General features: G+C 41.9%; 16 protein-coding genes. 9 read left to right on the top strand and 7 right to left on the bottom strand.

All coding sequences use genetic code 11. The features are described from left to right. Nucleotides 1–31: 31 nt before the first annotated feature. From QXD64_01330 to QXD64_01320, 3 genes are read right to left on the bottom strand one after another with little or no spacing between them, the layout of a single operon-like run. The gene (locus QXD64_01330; GenBank protein MEM3395958.1) at nucleotides 32–478 is read right to left on the bottom strand and encodes a GNAT family N-acetyltransferase; all 447 of its coding nucleotides are present in this window, start codon (nucleotides 476–478) and stop codon (nucleotides 32–34) included. A 4-nt stretch (nucleotides 479–482) separates the two neighbouring features. Beyond that, nucleotides 483–1,358 carry a RimK family alpha-L-glutamate ligase gene (locus QXD64_01325; GenBank protein ID MEM3395957.1) on the bottom strand — a complete coding sequence of 292 codons (876 nt, stop codon included), beginning with the start codon at nucleotides 1,356–1,358 and terminating at the stop codon, nucleotides 483–485. Next, nucleotides 1,346–1,963: a hypothetical protein gene (locus QXD64_01320; GenBank protein MEM3395956.1), complete on the bottom strand. Its 618-nt coding sequence runs from the start codon at nucleotides 1,961–1,963 to the stop codon at nucleotides 1,346–1,348. Before QXD64_01320 ends, QXD64_01325 begins: the two co-directional genes overlap by 13 nt. Nucleotides 1,964–2,027: 64 nt before the next feature. On the opposite strand from QXD64_01320, the gene QXD64_01315 reads away from it, so the two are divergent. From QXD64_01315 to QXD64_01305, 3 genes are all read left to right on the top strand, one after another. Next, nucleotides 2,028–2,486, top strand: a complete 459-nt coding sequence (locus QXD64_01315; GenBank protein ID MEM3395955.1) for a hypothetical protein — start codon at nucleotides 2,028–2,030, stop codon at nucleotides 2,484–2,486. A gap of 24 nt (nucleotides 2,487–2,510) precedes the next feature. Further along, entirely contained in the window at nucleotides 2,511–3,374 is an 864-nt protein-coding gene (locus QXD64_01310) for an ARMT1-like domain-containing protein (GenBank protein MEM3395954.1), read from the top strand. Nucleotides 3,375–3,457: 83 nt separating this feature from the next. Then, the gene (locus tag QXD64_01305; protein ID MEM3395953.1) at nucleotides 3,458–4,309 is read left to right on the top strand and encodes a hypothetical protein; all 852 of its coding nucleotides are present in this window, start codon (nucleotides 3,458–3,460) and stop codon (nucleotides 4,307–4,309) included. 1 nt (nucleotide 4,310) lies between these two features. Here QXD64_01305 and QXD64_01300 read toward each other — a convergent pair whose 3' ends face one another. Together QXD64_01300 and QXD64_01295 are read right to left on the bottom strand one after the other, a co-directional pair. Next, nucleotides 4,311–4,967, bottom strand: coding sequence for a 6-hydroxymethylpterin diphosphokinase MptE-like protein (locus QXD64_01300; GenBank protein MEM3395952.1), 657 nt, complete (start codon nucleotides 4,965–4,967; stop codon nucleotides 4,311–4,313). Nucleotides 4,968–4,971: 4 nt separating this feature from the next. Beyond that, the gene (locus tag QXD64_01295; protein ID MEM3395951.1) at nucleotides 4,972–5,676 is read right to left on the bottom strand and encodes an ATPase domain-containing protein; all 705 of its coding nucleotides are present in this window, start codon (nucleotides 5,674–5,676) and stop codon (nucleotides 4,972–4,974) included. Between the two features lie 116 nt (nucleotides 5,677–5,792). Here QXD64_01295 and pyrH point away from each other — a divergent pair, with 116 nt between their 5' ends. Beyond that, on the top strand, nucleotides 5,793–6,467 hold the full coding sequence (gene pyrH, locus QXD64_01290; GenBank protein ID MEM3395950.1) for a UMP kinase: 675 nt from the start codon (nucleotides 5,793–5,795) through the stop codon (nucleotides 6,465–6,467). Nucleotide 6,468: 1 nt separating this feature from the next. Here the strand turns inward: pyrH and QXD64_01285 are convergent, their stop codons facing one another. Next, nucleotides 6,469–11,364, bottom strand: coding sequence for a hypothetical protein (locus QXD64_01285; GenBank protein ID MEM3395949.1), 4,896 nt, complete (start codon nucleotides 11,362–11,364; stop codon nucleotides 6,469–6,471). 104 nt (nucleotides 11,365–11,468) lie between these two features. Here QXD64_01285 and cysK point away from each other — a divergent pair, with 104 nt between their 5' ends. From cysK to mfnA, 3 genes are read left to right on the top strand one after another with little or no spacing between them, the layout of a single operon-like run. Further along, nucleotides 11,469–12,389, top strand: coding sequence for a cysteine synthase A (gene cysK, locus QXD64_01280; protein ID MEM3395948.1), 921 nt, complete (start codon nucleotides 11,469–11,471; stop codon nucleotides 12,387–12,389). Further along, entirely contained in the window at nucleotides 12,386–13,027 is a 642-nt protein-coding gene (gene cysE / locus QXD64_01275) for a serine O-acetyltransferase (protein ID MEM3395947.1), read from the top strand. Before cysK ends, cysE begins: the two co-directional genes overlap by 4 nt. Before the next feature lie 38 nt (nucleotides 13,028–13,065). Beyond that, a complete protein-coding gene (gene mfnA, locus QXD64_01270; protein ID MEM3395946.1) occupies nucleotides 13,066–14,214 on the top strand; it encodes a tyrosine decarboxylase MfnA in 1,149 nt (382 codons plus the stop codon). Nucleotides 14,215–14,218: 4 nt separating this feature from the next. On the opposite strand, the gene QXD64_01265 is transcribed toward mfnA, so the two are convergent. Then, entirely contained in the window at nucleotides 14,219–14,863 is a 645-nt protein-coding gene (locus tag QXD64_01265) for a hypothetical protein (GenBank protein ID MEM3395945.1), read from the bottom strand. A 66-nt stretch (nucleotides 14,864–14,929) separates the two neighbouring features. Between QXD64_01265 and QXD64_01260 the strand changes: the two genes are divergently transcribed. Both QXD64_01260 and QXD64_01255 read left to right on the top strand, forming a co-directional pair. Next, a complete protein-coding gene (locus QXD64_01260) occupies nucleotides 14,930–16,045 on the top strand; it encodes a histone deacetylase (protein ID MEM3395944.1) in 1,116 nt (371 codons plus the stop codon). 88 nt (nucleotides 16,046–16,133) lie between these two features. Then, the gene (locus tag QXD64_01255; GenBank protein MEM3395943.1) at nucleotides 16,134–17,330 is read left to right on the top strand and encodes a hypothetical protein; all 1,197 of its coding nucleotides are present in this window, start codon (nucleotides 16,134–16,136) and stop codon (nucleotides 17,328–17,330) included. Nucleotides 17,331–17,353: the final 23 nt, after the last annotated feature.

Raw genomic sequence — 17,353 nt, 5'->3', positions numbered from 1 at the left:
AAGAGGATGGAACGCCTCCATAAAAAAGTATCTATAATCTCTTTTCCATTCTGATTCCATGCATGCCTTTCTTGTAATAATCTTGCAAAAATTCAATCTGGCTATATCCATTTCTTTTATAAAGTGAGATTGCTGTCTTGTTTGTTGTTTTTACCTCTAAATGCATTATATTACAGCCGCGTTTGAGTGCCCTCTCTTCTGCATGTTGGAGCAATGCCTTTCCTATTCCTTTTCCTCTCCAACTCTCAGCCACTGCAATTGAATACAATCTTGCCACTCTTGCATTTCTTCTGAAAAGCAGAATGTAGTAGCCAACAATCCGCCCATTAATGTGAGCAACCCACCCCTCAGAATTCGCCTCAAAAAGAAGGTAGCGCATTTCTGCTGGCGAGTAGCGAAGAAACTCCTCAAAACATTCTCTCTCAACAGCCAAAATTTCACCAATGTCCTCCTTTTTTGCCATTCTAATCGTTAACATTAGATCACCGTGCTGTGAGATAGTTGATAATTTTGGAATAAATCTCTGGGTTTGCAACATCTTCATAGCCCGCATCAATTGAAGGATTATCGTTAACCTCAATCACAAAGATGTTTCCGTTCTTTACCTTCAAATCCACACCATAAAGCCCCTTTCCTACCACATTTGCTGCTTTAATTGCAACTCTCTTGATTTTCTCGGGTATCTGGTGCACATCCACTGCCTCAATGTTTCCCCAGAAAATTTTCCCGCCGACAGTTTTTCTTATTTTCCAGTATCCATTTACCATGTGATACTTTGCGCCAAAAATCACATGTCCATTTAGAATTCCAACTCTCCAGTCATAATTTGATTCAACATATTCTTGAGCTACAATAATATCGCTTCTTCTGAAATATCGCCTGGCAACTTTCAGGAATTTATTCACATCGTTTACCTTCTCCACATGTTTTGAGAAGTTTGTGGTGGGGGCTTTAAGCACGACGGGCTTTCCAAGTTTGGCAAATAACTCTCCAGCCATTTTTTCAGTGATTTCGTCCTTCAAAAGAAAATAGGTCTCTGGAAACGGAATTTTGTGTTTTTTCATCAGCATGTAAAGATGTGCCTTATTGCAGCATACTGTGATACTCCTTGAATCATCAATAACCCTTAAACCATGGAGTTCTGCAAGACGGGAGACCACATAGGTGGGATTTCTTGGATCGGTTGTGGCTCTGATAAAGATTGCATCATATTCTGGCACATAATCTATGTCATCTTTGAAAAGAAATTCAAAAGTGTGTCCTTGCTCCATTGCAGCATGATGAAATTTCACAAGCGCGTACAACTGTGGGGCATGCGTCAGATTCTCCAGCTCTATAAAACACCCTATCCTTGCCATTTTTTCCTCTCCGAATTGCCATTCCTTTTATTTGGAATGCCAGCAAAAGGAACTGCACCGCTGAGCAGTATTTCCTTTCTTGTTTCAAAGAAGTAAGCCACAAACAATGGAATTTTGAAAGTTCTCCAGAGTTTGTTCGCAATCTCCTCAAATTCCTCATTTCTAGTTTTTCCGAGCACAACAATTTCCTTTCTCAATTTGCCATGGACTGGTTCTACACAAACAGGATATGTGTGATTTCTTGTGAGTGAAAGCATTGTCTGGCTTACGCGTTTTCTATTCTTTACCACCCTGGGCGTGTACATGAACGGATTAATTGGATAGATGAGGGCAGGAATCTTGAAATCAAACTGAGTCGTGATGTGAAATTGTGCGCATGGAATTCCTTGCTTTTTAACCCGTTCAAGAAGCACAGGCACACAGAATAAATCCAGAGCGTTTGTTGTTAATGAATATTCTGCTTTTTTGACGCCAGAGCCAGTCCCTTTACCAATTATCTCTTCTGCAACCATTGAGAAATAGCCCGATTTCAGAAATCGCACATCTGGGAAACTGTGTTTATCTGGAGGCTCATCTGCCTCAGAACTTTCCTCTTTAGCTATCAAGTTTTCCTCAAAATTGCCATTAAACAGGAGATATTTAAATATTCTGAATGCTTTACCTTTATGGATGACCGAAACGGACAGCAAAGAAGACGACACAAAAGAGAGCGGGAAAAAGTCAAGACGAGAAAAGAAATATTCCTTGCCATCTAGCGACACGATTTTGGATGCGACAATGAACCTCTACATTTCTGGGAGGGTAGTGGACTCCCAGGAGAAACTCAGGAAACTAATCCTTGGCAAACTTCAAAAGGATGATCCACTTTACAAGCTTTCAGGCAAAAGATTAAGGAAAATTTTGATAAAGGCAGGAATCGCAAAGGTGCAGATTGTGGCTAGGGAATCTGAAGGAAAAAGACCCTATTTTCTCTGCCCTGTTTGTGATTCTCGACTTGCGAAGATAGTGAATCAGACCCTAAATGGGACAGAAGTGGTAATCGGATACAAGTGTCCAACATGCGGATACTGGACGCACAGAAAGAAAAGAGTGCCAGTTCGCTATATATTTACGCTGACCAAAACTTAATAAAACAGAGGAGTATGGAATTTTGTGAAGACATATCCTGATTGTATCGTGTGTTATCTTCGCCAGGTCTTAGAGGCACTTGATTTGAACAGGGTAGATGAGGCAAAAAAGCGAGAGGTTATTTTTAGGGCTGCAAGTAAGATGAAAAGGATGGACTTCAGCAAGTCCCCATTTGAAAACACTGGAGTTCCCCATGGTGTGGTTGCAAAAATGCTTGGTGTGGATGACCCTTATGCGGTGGCTAAGGAAGAGATGAACAGAAAGGCACGAAATATTGTGGATAAACTCCATCTGCCTGAAACTGGCCAGTCATCAAAACATTTTGAGTTTTTGCTCCGTGCGAGTGCAATCGGAAACTGGCTCGATTATGGGCCCCCTGTAGAAAAGAATCTGGAGAGAGTGAACGAACTTATCAAAAATAACAATGTTATTGCATCTGGTTACATGGACAACTTCTGGAAACTGGAAAAAATCCTTTTGGGGAAAAAGCTGAGAATTGGTTTTCTTGGAGACAACGCTGGCGAAATTTTTTTCGACAAAGCACTAATAGCCCATCTTTCCAGAAAACACGAAGTAACCTACTTTGTTAAAGAAAAGCCCTGGATTAATGATGCGATGCTAAAAGATGCTGAGATTGCAGGGATTAAAGATTATGCAATTCTGGATACTGTGCCAATATCAAATTGGAAACTGGGTCTTCGCTCACAAAAATTCCTTGCGAAACTAAGAAACTTTGATGTTGTGATTGCAAAGGGGCAGGGCAACTATGAAACGCTTGCTCAGGAAAAGCTCAGATGCTTTTACCTCCTCATCACCAAGTGCAAACTTGTGGCTGCGGAATTAGGTGTAGAGCAGGGAAAAATTGTGTTAGAGGCAACGGAAGTATAGGTAGAATTTTAAAGAAAGCGAATTTAGACACCTGAAGCGATAAAATTATATTGGAAAAGTGTATGCAAGCCCTTGTGATGTCCATGTCAGAAGAAGTTTCATCTGAACCAAAAACCGAAGCGCCAGCTGCAGAAAAAGAACACAGATACAAGGATGGCGATTTCATACTCTTGCATTCGGATACGTATGTGTATACCGCAGAAAACAAAGAAACCCTTGTAATGACGACGTCCAGAGAGTTAGCAGAGAAGGAGAAAATTTTCTCTCCAGACATAAGTTACAAACCAGAGATTGTGTGCTTCGGAAGAACCAAGCTCTTGCCGAAAGTTGAGGAGATTCTCAGAGATGCGGAGCCAGGCAAAACCTACGAACTTGTGCTTGAACCAGCTGATGCCTACGGAGATCGCAAAGCAGAGTTGATAAGAACATTTCCACTCAACCAGATTCTCAACCTCCCAGAGTTTAGGGAAGGCAGAGAAACCCTTGAAGTTGGAAAAACCATCACTATCAGAGACGAGAATGGTGTCCAGAGAGAGGGAAAGGTTGTCACAATCACAGCAGGTAGAGTAAGAATTGATTTCAATCATCCTTATGCTGGAAAGAAGGTTAAGTTTACAATGAAAGTTGAAAAAGTCCTTCACACTGAAACAGAGAAAATCATTGGTCTGATTGATATGGTGTATGGCACCTCAGAAGGGTTTGAGGTTGAAGTCCACGGTGTAGATGCAAAGATAAAAGTGCCAGAGCGTGCAATTCTCGATTTGAAGTGGGTCACTGCAAAGGCAAGGCTAATTTTGGAAATCAAGCAAAGGTTCAAGACAAAGAAGGTTATCTTCATTGAGGAGTATCATCTTAGAAAGGAAGAAGACAAGAAGGAGGAGAAACAGCCAGAAGCAGAAGCCAAGAAAGAGGAAGAGGTAAAGAAAGAGCCATAAGTCAAACAAACTTAATCACAGATTTTCTCCCACATTCCTCAATTATTTTCTTTGCCCATTTTAGTTTCTTCAGCTTTAATTCCTTTATCTCTGGTTTTTCAGCAGACACATCCTCAAAATCAAAATTTTTGAGCAGAATTTCTTTTGCCTGGAAGTGCGATGCGAGACAAACTGCTCTATCTCCATCTGTAAATCCTCCAAAATTAATCAGCCGCGTGTACGGCGTTGATTGAGTAGAACCGATTACCTTCCCCCTAAACTTTGGTACATATCTTTTGAGTGCAGGTAGATTATCTCCATGAGCATGAATTATGACGATGCTCCCTCTTGAATTTGCCTTTATCTGGGCATTTACATCACCATCGAGGTCTGTGGTGATTATTGCGGGTACCTTTTTGCTATCCAGCACTTTTTTAGTTGCACCATCTGCAGTGATGTAGGCATCGGCATCAGGCAACGGTTCTATCTGCCCAGGTGCGTTCCCAACCACACAGACAGTTCTATTATGAAGAAGCTTTTCCAGTTCTGAAAGTTTCACAAGGTTTTTTCCAGCCAACAAATTGAAAAGAGTTGCACCTGCAATTTCATCATCTACTCTTGAAAAACCAAAATCTTTCAGGATTTTGAGATATATCGGCTCCCATTCTTCAAAGTTCATTGGATTACCTTGTCACAATCTTGAAGCCCTCGCTGTCTACGAGGAGAGGGAAGTAGTCAGTAGGATGCTTGACCTCTCGCATCTTTACGATGCTTATGAACCTTCCCACAGTTTTTCCAATTCTTTCAAGGTCCAGATGAATTATTCCGTCTGCAAGGAAGGGTTCCACACCATACTTTCCAAAGTGCAACCGCTCTGGGCTCATCTCTGAGATTATCAACGCTGTAACCTTCATGTTGCGAAGTTTTTCAAAGAAGAAGAAAAGTGCACTTCTGGGATTGTCTATTGATGAAAGTGTGTAGAGTGCATCCAATGAGTCAAAACCAAGCAGGTCATAGTCAATAAACTCTCTATAACTCACAAGTTGTTTCTGGACAGAATCAAACCAATTAATTGATTTCTCACCTGATTCCTCAAGTTCCTTTCTAAGCCATGCAATGTCTAGAATTGCAATATCCTCCTTGAATTTGTCAGGGTCCATGTTGAGTTTTTTCATCTGCTTTATCAAACTCTCCCTGCTCTGTTCTAGCGTGAGGTAGAGGGCTTTTCCTTTTCTCTCTCTAACATAGTTGTACATTATGTTGAATGTAAAAGAAGATTTCATGCTTCCAGCAGGTCCACAGATGAGCACAATGTGTCCTTTAGGAATCCCTCCTTCAATTCGCTCATCTAGACCTTTGACATAGGTATGAACATAGCCATTCATCATCAAATCACCTTGTTCTAGTTTCCATAATTGGTTTCTTGGATTTATATTTTGCTGTGAGTAGTTCTCGCTTCGGTAGTTCCATCAGACATAAATATGATAATGCTTTGCTCTAAATCATGGAAACAGTGGTCATTTCCGTAGGCGGTTCAGTCATTTTGAAGGGTGCTGATTACATAAAATCTCTTGCTGAGGTAATCAATGAAGCAGCGAAAAATCAAAGAATTGCAATCACAGTTGGCGGGGGAAAGATTGCAAGGGAATATATCTCGCTTGGTAGGGAGCTTGGCGCTGATGAAACCACCCTCGATGATTTCGGGATTGAAGTCACGAGATTGAATGCACGTCTCCTTACTCTTGCTATCCCAAATGCCTATCCAGTAATCCCTGAAAAACTTGAAGATGCATATCGTTTCTACCGTGCTGGCTGGATCGTGGTGATGGGTGGAACGACCCCAGGACATACCACTGATGCAGTTGCTGCAATGCTTGCTGAGAAATTGAGGGCTGGAAAGCTTATAAATGTCACGAATGTAGATGGGCTTTACGATAAAGACCCTAGAAAACATCCAGATGCAAAGAAGATAGAGCATTGTAGTCATGACGAATTGATAAAGATGCTTACAGAAGCAGAGGCATCTGCTGGACAAAATCATGTATTTGACCTCCTCGGGGCTAAGATCTTGAGACGAGCAAGAATCAAACTGATAATTGTAAACGGAGAAAACCTAGAACATCTGAGAGATGCAATCACCGGAAAGGCAGCAGAGGGAAGATGGAGCGAAATTGGCTAAATTATTTTTCTTCAAAAACCTTCTTCAGATTCTCCTCCTTCTCCTCTTTTCTGAGACGCCAGAGCATGTATTTGTATAGTGCTATTAGTCCCACCGCAAACATTACACAAAGCGCAATAACTGCATAAATCAAGCTATCCATCAATTCTGTCAGTTTTTTATCCAGTGTATTGTATCTTTTTATGTCATCAACATTCAGTTCATTTGGATCCACATAAAGCACTGCAAAAGTTAGAATTTTTTTATTACCTGCTGGGTCTGACACATTTACTGTAACGAAATTCACACCCTTTGTGAGGTTAAGCACATACGAAAAATTACCCTGGGGGTTAACATAGACGGAAACATTGTTTATGTAAAGTTTTGCACCTGGCTCTGTAGTTCCATTGATTGTGATTTGCGGCAGCGTGACTTTGTTTGGAAGTGTAAGATTTAGTACTGGGGGTGTGGTGTCTAAGATTATACTCAAAAATCGAGTGTTCATGTTACCTGCCAAATCCATCGCAGTGACCTTTATCGTGTTTGTGCCTTCAGAGAGAAAAACTGAAGCTGAGAATCTTTGGCCTATTACTTGCACCTTCATTGAGTTCACAAATACATAGGGGTCAAGATATGCATCTCTTACCATTCCTGAGATTGTAACAACATAGGATGAGACGAGTGATTCTACAGGGTCTAAAGTGATTTCTGGTGAAGTTCTATCAAGGACCGCAACGAAGGAAAAGTGGTTTTCATTTCCTGCCCTGTCTCTCGCTACCACTTCCACCACATTTTCCCCTTCTGCTGAAAGCGTAATACCTACAGCAAACTTCCCTGTTAAATCAGGCGATGCACTAACTCCATTCACCGTAATCACTGCGCCGTATTCTGTAATTCCTGCGACAGTAACGTAGGGGCTGCGGGTGATGTAGCCAGTTTCTGGAAATGTTATTGTCAAAGGTGGAGGTGAACTGTCTAGGCACACTTCTCTTTTGTCTATTGCAACATTGCCAGCTATATCCACAGCTTTCACTTCAATCTCATTCCATCCCTCTATTAAATTAATGCCACAGAAAAAGATTCCTGGGTCCTCAGTTTCAGCAGGTATCTGATTTACATAGACCATCGCATCAGGCTCGCTTTCACACACCACAAATAGAATCGGCTCACGAGTAATCATGTAGTTTTCTGGTGAGTGCACACGCAAGGAAGGTGCTGTTCTGTCCACCGTGAAATGGAGTTGAGTCCTATTCCACATGCCATTATCATCTGCAATCCCCACCACCACATCGTAAGTGCCTTCCGCTAGCAAGATAGGGACTGCAAAGTCAGTAGCATTCCAGATGCAGAATGGTGTGATATTTGCACCGTTGATGAGAACCATTATCTGAGAAACATTACTCTTCAATGTGCCTTCACTATCTTGATATTGCCCATAAATTTTTGCCTCCTTCAGCACAGAACCGTTCCCAGGCCAGAGTTTTGTGAAGTAGGGTGGAAGGTCAAGAATCTTCTGAGAGATGGGAATGTAAAATGGAGTGGCATTCTTGTTTAGTATTAGGGAAATGACACCTGTGTAATTCCCAGGCTTCGAAGGTGCGGGTAGATAAGCTCCAAAGTAGAACTCCATTCCTGGAGGGATTTCCCCTTCAGGATAAATTTCTGCAGTGAGCTCTGGCCCATGAACTAGAACCCAGGAAAGATTTACAGTGACCATTTCGGAAAATACCTTCATCAAGTAAGTCCCCGGCTGTAACTTTGGAATGTAAATTTTCCCATCAATTGAACAACTCACTAATCCACTTTTTCCATTAGAGATACTAGAAAGCAAAAACCAGGTATTCTGGTTTGAATATGCTATAAACGCACCACTTTCATTGATAGAAAGGAGGACTTCGCTCGTCTGATTTTCATCCATATTTAAACACAGCTCTTCTGCTTTCTGAAGACCGATACCACTAACTGAGAGATTAAGGGCCGATGAACTCATGCCAACGAACTCATACTTATCTAACCACACAGTTCCCTCTCTATATTGCTCCCCCATAATGCTTAGCCCGTAAACTCTAATTGAGAGAATAGAAGAGTTAGGACTAAGTGCAGAAGATACGAACCTTATTCCATTAAGGCCGGGCATCACCGGAATTATCAATGTATCCGTTCCTTCTGAATCTCTAGAACAATGTTCTCCTACAGACGCAAAACTGATGAGGGTGCCAGGCCCAAAAGTTTTTCTGTAAAGAATTGAGAATGTATCAGAATACAAAAAGTAGGGTTCTTGCCTTACCACTCCTGTCAGATTTACTTCAACCACGAGATAACGCCCGCTCTCTTGTGTCTCTGGCGTAACATCAATGTAATACCAGCTAGCTACCACATCGCCCTTCCCGCGTCCTAAGTTGTTAGTCGCATAATATACATGCTCTCCCATTTCGTACTCCTTATTCATCATAACTGCCACATTGATTCTAAAGGGAAGGGTTTTGTTTATCCCTTCAGAAATCAAAAGAAGTTTACCCTCGTAGGTTCCAGGTGTCGTATTTTCAGGTATAGAAATGTCTAAGCTTACCGGTAATGCAAAATTAGATGGGAGGAAGATAGATGTAGGCGGAAGCCAGTTAAAATTGACATAGTTAAACCATTCCACTTCTACATTCACTTCAAGTTCTGGGTTTCCTGAGAGCGGAACAAACTTTAAAAATGCACCTTCTATTTTTGACCAATTCAAAATCGCTGAGGAAAATGCAGAGAATCCGTTTCTCATCATAGAATTATAAACGAGTTGAATTTCTCCTGGCTCTTCAACTGAATTGCCATTTTCATCCACCCAGACATAAAACTCTACATCAAAGTTTCCAGCACTTGCATTTCCGTCGTTTGCAGTAGCGGAAATTCTGAGCACTGTTGCATTTTGGTCGAGCACTGAGTTTAGAGAGAGGAAACCAGTTGCATTCCCGCTGAGAATGAAATGAAAATTAGTATTTGATTCCCTCTTAAGAATTGTTGGTTGAAGATTTACATCTCTATCTGTATTCATGCTTAACAAGGTTATGTTTTTTCTGTATGTGTTGTTTGGATACCCAATACTGCAAAAACTTGGATATTCTGTGCCCTGATAGTTCCCAAATTCAAGATTAGTGGGCGAGACCTTTACTGATTGAGATGTAAGGTTCATTAGTTCTACTGCCTCCTTCTCACTCAAAATCCCATGTCCCTGGCTCATTACATCTAGAAGGGTGTTTTCAGTCGCAAAGGCAACAACTTCCCTTGTTCTCTCAGGGTTCACCTGCAGTCCCTGTGATTTCACAATTTCCACGAGTTTTGTTAGAACTCCCGCGGTTATCGCTGCACTCAGCGCTTCACCCGAATAATCCTCTAGAACATTACCCCATGAATACATTGTTTGACTGAATGAGGAAGATAGCTTTGTCTGACTGCCCACAATCAATGTTGCTTGTTGCCAAGCATTTGTACTAATGAAACGATTATCTCCTCTTGAATTATAACTGCCCGCGTAAATTGCGTAAATTGAGGAAGGAGAGTACACATCAGGATTCTCTAGAGCTGGAAGCACGGAGAGGACCCTTGAATTAGATAAAAGAGAAGTATAAAATCTGTCAATGTAATTCCAATAGTTTGTATTGACCTTTAATAGAAAGTTGGACAGGCAGATGTCTTTCTCATCTCCCGACTTGGGTAAATAGTCACCACCAAATGCACAGAACAACCATGCCTCAAAAATGTTCGTTTCATTTCTCACAACCACAGGGAGAATCTTTGTATTTTTTGCGGTCTTGATGAGGGTATGGGCAACCTGCGTTCCAGTACCATTGCAATAGTCACCGAAGAAACACAATAGGGCACCTCTTTCTGGCACTAAGTTTTCAAACCCGAATCGCTCTGCAACAAATCTTGAATATGGAAGTGTACAAATGCCATCGCTGATCCAATATAAAAGCCCTGTAGAAATATCTGGATTGCCATCATAATTCAGGTCTTTTACCCGAATTGGATGCGTTTTATCAAGGGGTTGTTCGTCTGCAAACGATAGATCGTTGTTCAGGTCAACATAAACTGTATCATAATTCCAGAGTTCGTTTGCATCTGTTACAATTACTGCACTTCTATTTCTTCCAGGTATCTGCGGTGTTAAGCCCACATGGAAGGTTGAGGATAGCGAAGGAATACCAGATACATTATAGGTTTCGTTTTGAAAATCAATGTATAAACTTCCGTTTTTCACATAAGCAGAGATATTGAATGAAGTGTCAACAAACCAGGAGGTTTCAGAAATTACGCCATCTTCCAGGTAGTCATAAAGCGATGCAAAATCGAACACTTCTGGATACCCTGCATACTCTGTATCATTGCCCCAGACCGAGTAGGTATGCCAAAGTGCAGGAATGCCAAATTCGATTCCATCAGTGAGAATGAGCGTAGTGGTGTTGTTCCCTGTGTAGTTCGTGGAAATAGGTGGCAAAGCAGATGGCTTCCCTTTCTCTGGCTCGACGATTTTCATCTCTGGGTATCTTCCAACAAACAAGGCATTGCTGAGCGTACTTAGTTGCGGTACCCTCCATGGTTCAATTTCAATTACAGGAAGAATCAACTTACTGTAGGTTGTGGTTCTTCCAAAGGAAACATTAAGTCCAATGCTCTTTAGGTCCTGTGCAAGCCCCTTCAGATTTTCTGTAGCGATAAAAACTTTAACATTTTTTGAAGCATCTATGCCAAGAAATTCTGGATCTAGTAGATTTTTATAGACACTTGAAATCGACTGGTTGATAACGTTAGGCCCATTGTTGGTGAAGGTTGATAATACATTTTCCTTCTCTGAATAAGTATGTGACTGTTGATGATTGACTGGCGTTAGGGGAAGCAATAAAACTACAATTAGGAATACCAACCACTTGGACATGATGGGTATTATTGGATGGAAGTATATATTAGTTTACACAAAAATTGCCAAGAGTGGCTAGGATTAACATAAGGAATAAGTATTGCTTCTGAAATCTGGTAACCATGCCTCTGTATGGAAACATTCTCCAAACGGTTGGAAAAACCCCTCTTGTACGACTGAACAAAGTGTGCGAAAATATAGATGCAACCATCCTCGCAAAGCTGGAAAGTAGAAACCCGATGGGAAGCGTGAAGGATAGAATTGCAGTGAGTATGATTGAGGCAAAAGAAAGCACTGGTGAACTGAAGCCCGGTATGACTGTAATTGCCGCCACAAGCGGGAACACAGGAATTGGGCTTGCAATGGTGTGTGCTGCTAAGGGATACAAATTAGTTATTACGATGCCAGAAACAGTGAGTATTGAGAGAATAAGAATTCTCAGAAGGATGGGAGCAGTGGTTATACTCACTCCCGGGGCTGAATTAATGAGCGGAGCTGTTAAAAAGGCAGAGGAGATTCATAGAGGCATTGTGGGCTCAGTCCTAATCGACCAGTTCCAAGACCCTGCAAATGTGGAGGTGCATGAGAGAACCACCGCAAGGGAAATAATTGAGGATACTGGTGGAAAGTTGGACATATTTGTCGCAGGTGCCGGCACAGGAGGCACAATCACAGGGGTTGGCAAGGCGCTGAAAAGTTTGAAACAAAACATTCGCATTGTAGCAGTTGAGCCAGATGAATCGCCTGTGCTCTCGGGAGGAAAACCCGGCAAACATCTGATTCAAGGTATAGGCCCTGGCTTTGTACCGCCAATTCTAGATAGAACCGTGATAGACGAGGTCATCAGAGTGAAAAGTGAGGACGCAATCAAGATGGCATTGAGAATTGCAAGAGAAGAAGGAATTTTTTGCGGAATTTCATCTGGAGCTGCATGCGTAGCTGCTGTAGAAGTAGGAAAGAGAAGGGAAAATGCAGGGAAAACTATTGTCACAATTTTTCCGGACACCGGCGAACGATACCTTAGCATGGAGATGGAAAAATGAGCCTGAAAGAAGAACTTAAGTTCATTATGGAGAAGGACCCTTCCGTGAAATCAGAGTTAGAGGCATTCCTTTGTTCCCCTGGATTCCACGCCATTCTCTTCCACAGAATTGCACATAAGTTGTACAGAAAAAGATGCTATCTCGGAGCAAGAACAATTGCATCAATCTCAAGATTTTTAACTGGCATAGACATCCATCCGGGTGCGAAGATAGGAAAATGCGTCTTCATTGACCATGGTTCTGGTGTAGTAATAGGTGAGACAGCGGAAATCGGGAATCATGTGCTGATTTATCAGGGTGTCACACTCGGAGGCACAAGGTTGGTGAAAGGAAAGCGACACCCGACAGTAGGAAGCAATGTGGTGATAGGTGCAAACAGCACACTTCTTGGCCCAATAAAGGTTGGCAATAATGCTGTGATTGGTGCAGGTAGCGTAGTTACTGAAGATGTACCAGATGGTGGAATTGTTGTCGGTGTGCCAGGCAGGGTGATAAAAATTTACGGAAAGAAGGTAGAACAGATTGACCTGACCAAGCTACCAGACCCAATGGCACAGGTGATGAAGTGCTTGCTCTCCAGAATTGATGAAATCGAGGCAGAAGTGAAGCAATTACGGGAGAAATTGGAAAGGAGATAAAAACAAACTATATATTGCTCATTCTCTATGCTCTGCTGATGCGATTTCCAGATAAAGGGTTAGAGAAGGAAAAAATTCTCGAGGAATTGGAAAAACTCCAGAAGAAAAACTGGAGTTTTAGCTCCGGTAGAATCTTTGGCTCAATGTGTGCTATGCCCTTAGATGTCTCCACTATAGCTTACAACCTTTTCATCGAGTCCAACCTTGGTAATCCTGGGCTATATCCTGCAACAGCTGCGATGGAAAGAAAAGTCATAGAAATGGTTGGAGACCTATTGCATGGAAAAAAAATTCATGGGAGGGTTTTGAGTGGGGGCACGGAAGCAAACATAACTGCACTTTGGATGTACAGAAACATGCTTGGCAAAAAAGAAGTGCTCTTGCCCCTCCATGCCCACTTTTCTTTTAAGAAAGCGTGTAATCTTCTAGGACTTAAACCTGTATTTGTGAAACTCTGTGCAGATTATACTTTAGATGTAGCTGACTTGAAAAAGAAAATCTCTGAGAAATCACTCTGTGCAGTTGCAGTTGCTGGTTCCACAGAGCTAGGAGTGGTAGACAAAATACAGGAAATAGGTGAAATCTGTGCAACAAGAAATCTACCTTTGCATGTGGATGCGGCATTTGGTGGTTTTGTAATTCCGTTCTTGAAGGCAATGGGACATGAACTTCCAGATTTTGATTTCAGTGTTGAAGGCGTCACATCAATCACAGTTGACCCGCACAAAATGGGGCAGAGTGTAATGCCCAGCGGCATCTTGCTTACAAAGGAGAATTACTGGAAGCACATAGAGTTTTCAGCACCATATCTCACCTCCGAGGTTCAGAGCACATTGCTGGGCACGAGAGCAAGCGGTGCGGTCGCAGGCACATACGCAGCGATAAGGTATCTTGGTTTTTCTGGCTATTTGAATACGGTGAAGCGTTGCATGGAACTGACCGAGCATGCGTGTAAGCTCGCAAAGAAGCACTGCATTGAGCCAGTCATTGAACCAGTGATGAATATACTTGCCCTCAAGGTGAAAAACGCGAGAAAGGTTGTGAAAGCCCTTCATTCCAAGCAATTCTTTGTCTCTTATGGAGAACTCACGGATTCGCTTCGCCTTGTGCTCATGCCCTATATAAAGCAGAAAGACATAGAAAAATTGTTCAAAACGGGAATAGTTCCCATTGTCAAGAAAAATTGAGGTCTCACTCACTCTCATACAACTTTAGCTGGGAGCGAATTATGGTAAGGTTTTCCCCGCTATCTTTCATCGTGATTGAATCTGCATCTTCCATTATTTCCACACCACAACCATCGCATTTAGTGGCATAGCAGTCAATAATGGCTCCACAGATTGGACAGACACATTTGCTATCTGGTGGGAAAAACGCAGTTTGATGCAGCTTTATCTGCTGGAGGAATGTTTTCAGAAACGCAACCTGTCTCCTATGTAGTTTGTGCTTATCAATACATACGAGAAGCAATGAATCGTGTTCCGATACCAGGTCTGCTAGGTTCTTCAAATTCATTGAAAGGTTTTCGAAGGTATGGGTGATGAGCAAAGGTGAGGGGTCATCAAACATGATGCACACTCTTTCATTCTGGAGAATCTGCTCCCTCAAATATTCCCAGAGCTTCTCTGTTGTGAATTCCGTGTTTTCTACGAAATACACAATGTTAACATCCAAATTCTGCACTCTTGGACACACTTCTTCCTTTGATAATCCAGAGAACCAGAGCTTGTATCTATCTCCTGCCAATTGGGCAAAGGCAAGACAATCATTTATCGGGTCCTGTGTCACAGAAATGTAACTTTCGAAACCGTCCAGATACTTCATTCCTCTAGCCATATTTCATTCAGGTATAGTTTATTCCAAATATAAATATTTCTTTAGCACTAAACTTCACTTCTCAAAATGACGATAGCAACCCCGATGAAAAACATGATATATCCTTGTTGCATTAGGGTTCTTGTGGTGAAATTAAATTTGTATTACTGCAGTGAACATGAACTTCATTTCCCAAGTAGCGCAAGCCCTGAAAATCCAGATAGAATAAAGAAAATTTACAGGTATCTGGTTAACAGACAGGAAAGCATGCCATTCCTCAAAATCGTGGACAAAGTAAAACCAGCAACTGAGTCAGACCTCTTGAGAATTCACGAGGCGAGTTATCTTGAGTTCATCAAGAAAGCTGTGGAAAGGGGCAACACATTCCTTGGCGATTCTACATATCTTTCTAGAGGTTCAATAATAGCTGCAGAGTTTGCAGCTGGAGCTGCGATCGCTGCCTGCACCGATGTGATAGATGAAAAGGCAGACTTTGGTTATGCACTAACTAGACCGCCAGGTCATCACGCAACCTCAGATAAGTTTGGAGGTTACTGCCTCTTTAACAATGCTGCAATTGCAATTGCATATCTGAGGGAGATGAAGAAAGCAAGAAGGGTCTTTATCTGTGACTGGGATGCCCACGCAGGCAACGGGACAATGCGTATCTTTTACGAAGACCCAGATGTCTATAAATTTTCAATTCATAGAGACCCTCATGATTTCTATCCCCATGACGGTTTTCTTTACCAGATAGGGCATGGAGAAGGTAGAGGCTATACCGCAAATATGGAGATGCCTCCTGGCTCTGGAAATGATGAGTACCTCGTGGTTCTGGAAGAACTTGTGATTCCACTCATAAAACAGTACAAACCAGATTTGATTCTCGGCCTTAATGGGTTTGACGCCCATTTTTCAGAACCAAATGTGGGCTTAAAGTTAACTGCTAGTGGTTACAGAACATTGGTGGAAAAACTTGCAAAACTTGGAAAATTGGTGATTCTTCAAGAAGGTGGTTACAACCAGAATAATCCTGTGCTTGCCAATGTCATCGTGAATGCACTTGGAGGCAAAACTCTCGTTGTTACAGAAGATTTTGATCCACTATCAAGTGCGGTTACTGGTACCCTTAAAACCCGTAAGGTAGTAGAGGAGAAAGTTAAGGAACTAAAAAGTGCCTTGAAAGAGTATTTTAACCTCTGATTTTTGTTCGGATTTTGTACCAACCAGTTCGGTTTTTGTACCAAAAATTAGTTATATATTTCATCGAATCTGTTTAATGGTGATGAAAATGACAGGAAAAAAAGTATTGGAAATCGGAATTGTGCTCGGAATTGCAATGCTACTGCTTCTACCAGTGAGTACAGCAACTCCTCCACAGATACCCGAGACGCCAGGACATTCTTCCCCTGGAGACAATGGGTTGAATTGGTCAAAGCCTGATGAAGCAAACAAGATGTGGCAGGAGCGATGCAAGGAGACAAGGTATTTTGGCTGGTTCAACTACAACGATGGGAACGCAAAAGGCAGATTTGTTGAGTTCAAATTCAACGAGAGCACTGGGGAAATATATGACTACACTGTGAAGCTGTATTCAAGGGATGGCAATTTCGAAACATGGAAAATCTTTGCCTCAATCAAACCAGATTTCGCAGTTTATGAAGTGAAAATCATGGGAAGCATATTCATGGCAAAGGGAACTCACGGAATGATAATAGTTCATGATAATCCCGCTGGTGTTATCCACCATATGGTTTGGAATGGCTCGAAAATCCAGTACTCTGTAACCCAGGATTTCTATGTAACAAACACTTACAAAAATCACACATTTGCAAAAGCTGCGTGGATTCTTTCTAACCAGACAAACATTTCCGGTAGTGTGATAGTAGGCAATGGCACAATGAGCATAGTCAACAATACCATAGAGGTTCAGCTTGCCTCTGGCCAGGCATCCTTTAGATTGCATGCAATGCACAAATACGGACATCCAAATCTTGAACTCCAGTATGCCTATGAAAAAATTGGTGCAGAGATTTCAGTTTCTAGGAGAAATGGGACAGTCATAGATGATATCTCTGGATATAGAGCCGATATCAGAGCAGAAATACGGGAGATGACAGAGGAAAAACTTCGCTTGAGGATTGAAGGTGAAGGCGATGGTACTGTGGTGGCACTCACAATTGAAAATCGTGTCCAGAACATGGAAAGAATAAAAGCTAAGATGGATGGGACAGAGATGAAAAAAGTGAGTGTCGAGGAGATCTTTGGTTCTATGAACGGAGAAGGCAAGTATGCTGTGTGTCAGGACGATGCTGGCAATCTGGTGATGTACATCTACATTCCCCACTTTTCAGCCCATGAACTTGAGATTTTCGCTGTTTCTCAGGACATTAACATCACCTACATAGTGGTGGCTTTTGTCATAGGACTTGCAGCAGGAGTTGCCCTTACCTATCTCGTGTTCAGAACAAGGAAGAACTCAGGATGAACATCTTTCCCTGCCTTCTTTTA

It is taken from the genome of Thermoplasmata archaeon (assembly GCA_038874435.1).
In the GTDB taxonomy this organism is placed as follows: Archaea; Thermoplasmatota; Thermoplasmata; order Lutacidiplasmatales; family SKW197; genus SKW197.
The sequence above is the reverse complement of the archived record's forward strand: the minus strand, read 5'-3'. Positions and strand labels throughout refer to the sequence as shown.